The 1,740-nt window shown below is 72.8% G+C and carries 1 protein-coding gene; it reads right to left on the bottom strand.

Annotated elements, in window-relative coordinates:
* Positions 1-16 precede the first annotated feature (16 nt).
* Positions 17-1,740: carbamoyltransferase HypF (hypF, locus tag KDL01_RS40870; protein ID WP_212534101.1), on the bottom strand; the 1,724-nt coding region annotated here is incomplete at its 5' end.

The raw sequence follows: 1,740 nt of genomic DNA, 5'->3' as shown, positions 1-1,740 counted from the left end.
CCCCCCTCCCGCGGGATCAGCCCTCGGACAGTCTCGCCGCCGCGACGGCCGCCTGTCCCAGGCTGATCCCGCCGTCATTGGCGGGGACCTGCCGATGCGTCAGCACCTGCATCCCCGCGTCTTCCAACTGCCGCACGACCTCGCCGATCAGCAGCACGTTCTGGAACACGCCACCCGACAGCGCCACCGTCTCCACCCCCGTCTCCTCCCGCAGCCGAAGGCAGACCTGCGCGATCGCGCCCGCCACACCGCGGTGGAAGCGCGCCGCGACCACCGGGCCCGTGACCCCGGCCACCACGTCCAACGCCGCCGCCCGCACCAGCTCCGCACCCCGCAGCCGCAACGGCTCTCCCGGCCGCGCCGGCTCCACCACCGACAGCGCGTAAGCGCCCTGCTCAGCCCGGTCGGCGTTCTGCTCCAGCTCGATCGCCGCCTGTCCCTCGAAGCTGATCACGTCGCGCAGCCCGACCAGCGCGCCGACCGCGTCGAACAACCGCCCCGCACTCGACGTCAGCGGCGCGTTCACGCCCCGGCGCCCGAGCTCGACCACCTGAGCCCACTGCCCCCGATTGCGCCGCGCCACCTCCAGCCGGCCCAGCACGTCGGCGTCCGCCCGGTCGTTGCCCGCCCCGTCGCCGAACGCCGCGTCGAGGTACGCCGCCGCCATCCGCCAAGGCTGCCTGATCGCCGCCGTACCCCCCGGCATCGGCACCGCCTCGAGATGCGCCAGCCGCCGCGCCGAACGCAGGTCGGCCAGCAGGAACTCACCGCCCCAGAGTGTTTCCGCCCCTTCGCCCTCGCCGTCGCCCTCGCCCTCGCGCTCGTTCTCCCCGCCGTAGCCGAGTCCGTCGAACGCGACCCCGATCACCGGCCCGCACTCGCCGTTGTCCGCGAGACAGGAGGCGATGTGCGCATGATGATGCTGGACCCCGATCAGCGTGGGCCCGTCCACCCGCTCGGCGAGTTCGAGCGCGTACTTCGTGGACAGATACTCCGGGTGCAGGTCGTGCGCGACCACGGCCGGTTCCAGGTCGAGCAGCCGGCGCAGGTGCTCGATTCCGTGCCGGTAGGACTGGAACGTCTCGTGGTTCTCCAGGTCGCCGATGTGGTGCGAGAGGACGGCGCGTCGGCCGTCGGCGAGGCAGAAGGTGTTCTTCAGCTCCGCCCCGCACGCCAGGATCGGCCGCGTCGCGGGCACCGGCAGCGTCACCGCGTCCGGCACGTAGCCGCGTGACCTGCGCACCATCATCGTCCGCCCGAACAGCGGCCGCACGACCGAGTCGTCGGTGCGCGTCTCGATCGGCCGGTCGTGCACCAGGAACGCGTCGGCGATGCCCGCCAGCCGCGCGGCCGCGTCCTCGTCGAGGTGCGCGATCGGTTCATCGGAAAGGTTGCCGCTGGTGAGCACGATCGGCTCGCCGACCGCGCGCAGCAGCAGGTGATGGAGGGCGGTGTAAGGCAGTATCAATGCCAGCTCCCGATTCCCCGGCGCCACCGCCTCGGCGACGCGCGCGCCCGGTAACCTCTCCAGCAACACCGCAGGCCGCTGCCGAGAACTCAGGCACTGCGCCCCCGCCTCGTCGACCCGGCACAACTCCCGGGCCTGCGCCAGATCCGCGACCATGACCGCGAACGGCTTCTCCTCCCGCCGCTTACGCCGCCGCAACTCAGCCGCAGCCCCGTCATGCGCCGCGCATACGGCCAGGTGGTAGCCGCCCAGCCCCTTGACCGCCACCACCC

It is taken from the genome of Actinospica durhamensis (assembly GCF_018139695.1).
In the GTDB taxonomy this organism is placed as follows: Bacteria; Actinomycetota; Actinomycetes; order Streptomycetales; family Catenulisporaceae; genus Actinospica; species Actinospica durhamensis.
Note: the sequence above shows the minus strand (reverse complement) of the source record. Positions and strands in the feature narration are given on the sequence as shown.